The organism is Streptomyces sp. NPDC037242 (genome assembly GCF_055604165.1).
Window position 1 is genome coordinate 1 of record NZ_JBVJUY010000063.1, and the last position, 7,281, is coordinate 7,281.

A 7,281-nucleotide genomic window follows, 5' to 3' on the forward strand; every position below is an offset into this window, starting at 1 on the left:
TTGCAAAGACAAACCCCCCCACCACCACACCGCCAGGGAAACCACACCCGACCCTCCCCTCTCTTCCCACATCGCGCGGCCCCCTTCCCCGGGGGGGGGGGGGGGCCCCCCCCCCCCCCCCCTGGGCCGATACCGAAGCCTGCCGGATGGCCCGCCGCCTGGCGTCACCGCGAGATTCAACCCATGACACAGATGCAGCCGCCCCAGGAGACGTCGCCTCCTGCGCCTCGAACCTCGCCCGAGCCCGCCGTGCCGGCCCAGGGCGGTCCCTCGATGGGACGCCTCGTCGGGGTAGACCTGGCCCGCGCGTTGGCGGTGTTCGGTATGTACATCGTCCACATCGGCCCGGTGCTGTCGGCGACGTCCGGCGTCGGCACCTGGGTCCGGTATCTGGCCGACGGGCACTCGTCGGTGCTGTTCGCCACCCTCGCCGGGTTCTCCCTGATGCTGATCGCCGGGCGTCGTGAGCCGAAGACCGGTCTGGCGGGCCGGCAGGCGAAGGCGCGGATCGCGATCCGCGCCGTGGTCCTGCTGGCCCTGGGCAGCGTGCTGGCGATGGAGTACGGGGGTGTGATCATCCTCGGCTTCTACGGTGTCTACTTCCTTATCGCCCTGCCCATGCTGCGGCTGTCCGCCAGGACACTGGCGGTCATCGCCGCAGGGCTCGCGCTCGTCACGCCGCAGCTGGCGTTCGTCCTGAACTCACTGCTCAGCGAGTCCGTCCAGCAGAGCATCAACGCCTACGACCCGCTAAAGAAGCTCAGCGAGGTCGGTGTGCTCGACCTGCTGCTCACCGGCTTCTACCCGACGATCACCTGGATGTCGTTCGTGGTCGCCGGCATGGCGCTGGCCCGCCTCGACCTGTCCGCCACCACCGTCCAGCGGCGCCTGGCCGCCCTCGGCGCCGCCCTGACCGCCGGCGCGTACGGCCTGTCCCTTCTCCTGGCGGGCAAGGACGCGCTGCGCAGCAGGGCGGAGGGCGGGAAGTCGTCCTCCGGGTTCGAGAAGGTGTCGTCCTTCGACGGCGGATCGTTCGAGGCCCCCCAGCGGGCGGCCTCGGAACTGCTGTCCGCCGGACCGCACAGCGGCACCACCTTCGACATCATCGGCAGCGTCGGCGTCGCCATCCTCGTGATCGTCGGTGCGACGGTCCTCATGGACCGCCTGCCGCGCCTGCGCCGTCTGGCGAAGCCGGTCATCGCCGTGGGCACGATGTCCCTGACGGCCTACGTCGGCCACTTCCTCGTGCAGTCCGCGGTGGGCATACCGGCCGGCGAAAGCAGCCAGGTGTCCTGGGGGCCCGTGCTCGCGCTCATCCTCGGAGCGATCGTGTTCGCCGCGCTCTGGTCCCGCCTCTTCCGCCGCGGACCGCTGGAGTCTCTGCTCAACGCCGCCACCAAACCCGCCCAGTACATCCGATGAGGTCCGGCCGGGGTGCTCACCCGTGGGCACACCCGCCACCTGGGGGTCCGCTCCAGCCACCTGGGGGATGGGGTCCGGATGACTGCCGGATACCCGTGGGCCTGCCCCGCGACGAGCCTGGACGCATGGACGACGAACGAGTGGCCCGAGACGGTCGCGCACCGGCCCCGGCTGCCCCTGGCCCGCGGCCCTGCAAGAGGTGCGCGACGGGCAGGTGCTCGTCGCACGGACACCTCAGGGGCGGCCGGGAAGCCGGCCTGCTCGTATTCCTCGCTGCGGCCGGAATTCTGGCGGTCCTCCGGCCCGACTTGTACGCCGGCCTGGTCCACCACGCGGGGATGACCTTCGCCGGATTGTCCGGCTGAGCAATCCGACCCCAGTTGACGCACCGGCACGACCTGGTGCTCAGATCCGCGACCGCAGTGACCGGGCAACCGGACGACAAAAGGACCACGTCATGACCGCGACCGACACGTCGGCCGCCGACACCGCACGCCTGACCGCCCCGAAGACGTTCCAGGCGCTGTACGCCCATTTCCGACCGCACTGCAAGGCCGTCGCGCTCGCCGCCCTGCTCACCCTCATCGGGGCCGGGAGCGGGTTGCTGCAGCCCTTGGCCACGAAGGTGCTCGTGGACCGGCTGGGCTCCGGCGAGACGATCAGCCGAATCCTCCTGGCCCTCACCGCGCTCGTCGTGGTGGGCGCGGTGGTCCAGACGCTCGGCGCGTACGTACTGGAGCGGACCGCGGAATCGGTCGTGCTGGCCGCCCGCCGCACCCTTGTCGGACGCCTGCTGCGGCTGCGCCTCACGGAGTTCGATCGGAACCAGCCGGGCGACCTCATGTCCAGGGTCACCTCCGACACCACGCTCCTGCGTGCGGTCACCACCCAGGCGATCGTCAACGGTGCCACCGGAGCCGTGACCCTGGCCGCGGCCGTCGTCATGATGGCCCTCATGGACACCGTGCTGCTCGGCGTCACCCTGGCCGTGGGGGTTCTGATCGGCGGGGCCGTCGCCCTGGTGATGCCCAGGATCGCGCGGGCCACCGAGCGCGCGCAGGAGGCGGTCGGGGAGGTCTCCTCCGTCCTTGAGCGGATCTTCGGGGCGCTGCGGACGGTCAAGGCCTCAAGTGCCGAACAGCGCGAGAGCGCGGTCGCCGACGCGGCACTGCGGCGGTCGTGGCGGCACGGCGTGACAAGCGCGAAGTGGGAGGCGGTGGCGGAGGGGTCCGTCGGCCTGGCCATGCAGCTGTCGTTCCTCGCAGTGCTCGGCGTCGGCGGAGCCCGCGTGGCCTCCGGGGCGATCCCCGTGTCCACTCTGATCGCCTTCCTGCTCTACCTCTTCTACGTCATCGAGCCGGTGGACAGGCTGGTCGAGGCGGCCTCCAAGTATCAGGAAGGATCAGCGGCCATCGCCCGCATCGCCCAAGTGGAGCGGCTTGAAACGGAGCCCCTGGAACTGGAACGGGAGCGCCCCGACTGGTCCGGTACATCGGCGACGGCCGGCGGCCCGGCGTCGGTCCGCTTCGAGGACGTGGGCTTCCGCTACCGCGATGACCTCCCGCCCGTCCACCACCAGGTCGATTTCGAGGTGCCCAGCGGCGGGATGACGGCGTTCGTCGGTCCCTCGGGGGCGGGCAAGTCGACGATCTTCGCGCTGATCGAGCGGTTCTACGAGACGACCGGAGGCCGGGTCCTGATCGACGGCAAGGACGTCCGCGACTGGTCGCTGCCGGAGCTGCGCGGTGCCATCGGTTACGTGGAACAGGACACCCCGGTCCTGGCCGGGACGTTGCGGGAGAACCTGGTCTTCGCGGCACCCGACGCGACCGACCAGGACATCCACGACGTCCTGGTCCGGGCGAAGCTGGACACGCTGGTGGACCGCCTGCCGCAGGGCCTGGAAACCCCGGTCGGACACCGCGGCACCAAGCTGTCGGGCGGCGAACGCCAGCGCATCGCCATCGCCCGCGCCCTGCTGCGCAAACCCCGGCTGCTGCTCCTGGACGAGGCGACCTCGCAGCTCGACGCCGTCAACGAACTGGCAGTACGCGACGTCATCACGCACGCCGCCCGGCAGACCACCGTCCTCGTCGTGGCACACCGCCTCTCTACGGTGACCCACGCCGACCGGATCGTAGTCATGGACGCGGGGCGGGTACGCGCGGTGGGCACCCATACGGAACTGCTCGACCAGGACAGCCTGTACGCACGCCTGGCGGCCACCCAGTTCCTGGGCCCGGCGCGGTGACTCCGCACCGGACGGCTCTGGACGTGCACGTTCGGGATCTCTTTGCCCGAAGCGAAGACGGCCAGCTACGAGAGTCCCGCTTGGCGTGATCAGACTGACGACTGGGCCCGGCTCCGGTCGGGGCTCGCCGACGGCGCCGGCAGGTGACGGTCGGTACCAGTGGGCCTCCGTCGGTCAAGCCTGCTGGCGCCGCACCATCTCGTTGATCCAGACCGGCGCGAACGGGGACGTGCACCCGGGCGAGGTCGGGTAGTCCTTGAGTACGCCCAGCCGTTCGCCGATGTCGATCGCCCGGGCCCGGAACTCCGTACGCTCGATGCCGATCTGCGCCAGGCAGTGGTTCATCGCCCACTGCAAGCGGTCCGGGGCGGTGGCCATCTCCGCCTCGATGACGTCCAGCAGCCCCGCGAGATCGAGGCCCTCCGGCTTCTTCGCCACCCGCTCGGTGGTCAACGCCCAGCCGGCACTCGCGACCACCGGATCCGGATCATCCGACCAGGCCACGCGCAGTTCCTCCGCGTGCGGGTTCTTCTTCACCACGTAGTTCATGAGCCAGTCGTGCACCTTCGGCGTGCGCGCCTCGCGCAACATGGCGTCCAGTTCGTCCCGCCCGAACGCCTTCGGCCGGCAGATCAGCATCGCCAGGAGCCGCGCCGCGCTGTCCCCCGTCCCCCACAGACCGCGCGCGAGTTCCTGCTGTGTCTTCAGCCGCTTCGCGAGCGCACGCAGCTTGCCGAGGTTCACGCCGTGGTCGTCGCCGTGCTTCTCGTTCACCGCGCGCGCCTTCGGCTCATCGAGCCCGGCCAGCTCGGCCATGACCTCGGCTAACGCCGTCTCGGCCGTCTCGGCCATCACGGCCTCCTGTCCATCGCGTACGGGGCCCAACAGCTTATGACGAGAGTCGGCCGCCCGGCGAAGCCCCGCCGTCATCGGACGGCGGGGCTCCGGCTCATGGTGCCGGCCCTGCCTGCCGCCGGGCCAGCCCATGCGCGAGGGGGGTCTCAGCAGGTGATGGTGACTTCGTGGACCACCGGGCTGGCCGGTCGCGGGAACGAGGCCACGCCGAAGGTGCCGCGGATGGTCGAGCCGCACGGGACGGTGCTGACGAGGCCGCGTACCTCGAGCCTGGAGGCGACGAAAATGACCTGCCTGGACAGCGTCTCGGGCGCGGCGGCACCGACGACCTGCGTGGACAAGGTGGTGAACAGTTCCTTCGGGGTGGGTGCCGGGCTGCCCGGAGAGGGCGGGCCGGCGAGGCCGACCGTCCCGTAGAACTCGACGGTGGTACCGGTGACGTCGGCGCACACCCGGGTGGCCAGGCCTGCCTGGAGGCCGGAGTTCCCGCAGGAGGTGACGGTCTCGGCCGTGTCGGCCGGCAGAACGGTGGCGTTGGCCGGGCTGATCGCAAAGACGGTCAGACCTACGGCGCTGGCGGCGAGGAGAGCTAAGCGGTTCATTGAGGTTCATCTTCCTTGTGAGGAATCACCGACCAAGGACTCTCGGTCGGCGCTAATGACATGTGATATTTCACATGTCATTAGAACAGAGGATGTTCAAGATCTGAATTCCCCCTGATCACGTCACGACGTTCAGGTGATCAGGCGATCAGGCCGTGATCAGGCGCAGGCCGAGGTCTGCCGTGTCGAGGTCGGCGAGGTGGCCGTGCGCTCGGCCCAACGGCCGGAGAGGTCGTCACTGAGGTTTCGTACCGCCCGTTGTCCGGCCTGCGGTCCGACCCTCGTCCACGCCGACACCGCACGGCGCACGTGATCCTCCAAGTACGCGTCGGTAGGCCAGCACCTCTCGCAGCCGCTCCACGTCGCCGGCCGAATAGGCCCGGCAGTGATGCAGCGTGCGGACGCTCACGCCGGCCAGCTCGGCGACACGTCCCACGGTCCAGTGATCTCCCACGGCACCGACCGTGCGGCCTGACGCCGCGTGAGGGTCAAGAGCCCGCTCCTGCACACGTTCTGACGATGCTCGCGCGGATCAGGGGCTGGTTCGCGTCACCACCTCCCCCCTTGCAAACCTAGGGCCACTAGGTTTAAGTTAGGGCTCCTAGGAACGAGGAGGCCGGCATGGCTCGGGCAGGGCTGACGGCGGAGCGGGTGACGGTCGCAGGCGCCGAGTTGGCGGACGAGGTCGGGCTCGACCAGGTGACCATGTCGCAGGTGGCGCGGCGGCTGGGCGTGAAGGATGCGAGCCTCTACACACATGTCCGAGGTCTTGAGGACCTGCGCGGCCGGATCGCGCTGCTGGCGGCGGACGAGAAGACGATCCGCATCGCGGAGGCGACAGCCGGGCGGGCGGGCAAGGACGCGCTGGTTGCGTTCGCCAATGCCTGGCGGGAGTACGCCCACACGCATCCCGGCCGCTACGCCGCGACGCAGACCCCGATCCGGATCGACCCTGAACTGGCCGCGAAGGCGCCGGGGCCGCGGCGCGCGGTCGAGCTGACCTACGGCATGCTGCGCGGCTACGGACTGGCCGAACCCGACCTGACCGACGCGGTCCGATTGCTGCGCAGCACCTTCCACGGCTTCGTCGCATTGGAGGCCGCGGGCGGGTTCGCACACGAGCGGTCGCCGCAGCAGTCCTGGATCCGCGCACTCGACGCCCTCCACACCCTCCTGGAGCACTGGCCCCCGTCCCGAGAAGGAGACTCCGCATGACCGGCCCGACCATGGGCAGCCTGCGCGTGAACGGCGCAACCCTGCACTACGAGGTGCGCGGCCGGGGCCCGCTCCTGCTGCTGATCCCCGGAGGGGCGGGCGGCGCGGCGGCCTTCGACGGCATCGTCGACGACCTGGCCGCCACCCATACCGTCGCGACCTACGACCCGCGCGGTATGTCCCGCAGCGCGCTGGACGATCCCGAGGCCGAGCAGCGAGTGGCGGAACACGCCGACGACGCCTTCCGGTTGCTCGAACTGCTGTCACCCGGTGAGCCCGCGCGCATCTTCGGTTCCAGCTCGGGCGCGATCACCGCCCTGCACCTCCTCACCGCCCATCCCGAGCGCGTCGAACGCCTCGTAGCGCACGAGCCGCCGGTGGTGGAGGTCCTGCCGGACGCGGCTGAACATCGCGCGCTCATCGGGCGCGTGCAGGCCACGTTCCACGCGGAGGGGCTCATGCCGGCGATGGCGGTGTTCGTCGCGGGTCTGCAGAAGGGTGGCGAGGCCGCCGAGCCGAAGGCCGAGGTCGAGCTTCCGCCGCAGGCAGCGGCGCGTGCCGAGCAGACGATGGCGAACCTGCCCTACTTCGTCGGGCGCATCGTGCCTGCGTTCATGTCCTACTCCCCCGACATCCACGGGCTGGAGGCACTGTCGCAACGGCTCGTGCTCGCCGGCGGCCAGGACTCGCGCGGCGAGCTGCCCTACCGCCCGGCCGCCTTTCTGGCCGAGCGCCTCGGCACGGAACTGCTGCACTTCCCCGGCGGGCACACCGGATCGACCACGCACCCCGCCGAGTTCGGGGAGCTCCTTCGGAAGGTCTTCCGCGCTTAGGGGGTGTCTGGCGGATGTCCGTGGGGAAGGAGCGGCGTCCGGTGCGTGCTCTCGGCGTGCCGACCGGAAGCCCGCGTACTGGACGTACTCGGGCTTCCGGCCG

The 7,281-nt window shown here is 70.4% G+C and carries 6 protein-coding genes and 1 pseudogene; 4 read left to right on the forward strand and 3 right to left on the reverse strand.

Features of this window, described 5'->3' with window-relative positions; all coding sequences use genetic code 11:
• Window positions 1–183: 183 nt before the first annotated feature.
• The gene (locus ACZ7GJ_RS37680; RefSeq protein ID WP_470758463.1) at window positions 184–1,422 is read left to right on the forward strand and encodes a DUF418 domain-containing protein; all 1,239 of its coding nucleotides are present in this window, start codon (window positions 184–186) and stop codon (window positions 1,420–1,422) included.
• Between the two features lie 457 nt (window positions 1,423–1,879).
• Window positions 1,880–3,673, forward strand: coding sequence for an ABC transporter ATP-binding protein (locus ACZ7GJ_RS37685; protein WP_470758465.1), 1,794 nt, complete (start codon window positions 1,880–1,882; stop codon window positions 3,671–3,673).
• Window positions 3,674–3,847: 174 nt separating this feature from the next.
• Here ACZ7GJ_RS37685 and ACZ7GJ_RS37690 read toward each other — a convergent pair whose 3' ends face one another.
• From ACZ7GJ_RS37690 to ACZ7GJ_RS37700, 3 genes and pseudogenes are all read right to left on the reverse strand, one after another.
• Window positions 3,848–4,525 carry a DNA alkylation repair protein gene (locus ACZ7GJ_RS37690; RefSeq protein ID WP_470758467.1) on the reverse strand — a complete coding sequence of 226 codons (678 nt, stop codon included), beginning with the start codon at window positions 4,523–4,525 and terminating at the stop codon, window positions 3,848–3,850.
• Window positions 4,526–4,674: 149 nt separating this feature from the next.
• Entirely contained in the window at window positions 4,675–5,130 is a 456-nt protein-coding gene (locus ACZ7GJ_RS37695; protein WP_470758469.1) for a hypothetical protein, read from the reverse strand.
• A gap of 148 nt (window positions 5,131–5,278) precedes the next feature.
• Window positions 5,279–5,460, reverse strand: a pseudogene (locus tag ACZ7GJ_RS37700) (SAM-dependent methyltransferase); the annotation flags it as partial.
• 291 nt (window positions 5,461–5,751) lie between these two features.
• Here ACZ7GJ_RS37700 and ACZ7GJ_RS37705 point away from each other — a divergent pair.
• Window positions 5,752–6,345, forward strand: coding sequence for a TetR/AcrR family transcriptional regulator (locus ACZ7GJ_RS37705; protein WP_470758471.1), 594 nt, complete (start codon window positions 5,752–5,754; stop codon window positions 6,343–6,345).
• Entirely contained in the window at window positions 6,342–7,178 is an 837-nt protein-coding gene (locus ACZ7GJ_RS37710) for an alpha/beta fold hydrolase (protein WP_470758473.1), read from the forward strand. The genes ACZ7GJ_RS37705 and ACZ7GJ_RS37710 overlap by 4 nt, the downstream gene beginning before the upstream one ends.
• The last annotated feature ends 103 nt before the right edge of the window (window positions 7,179–7,281 follow it).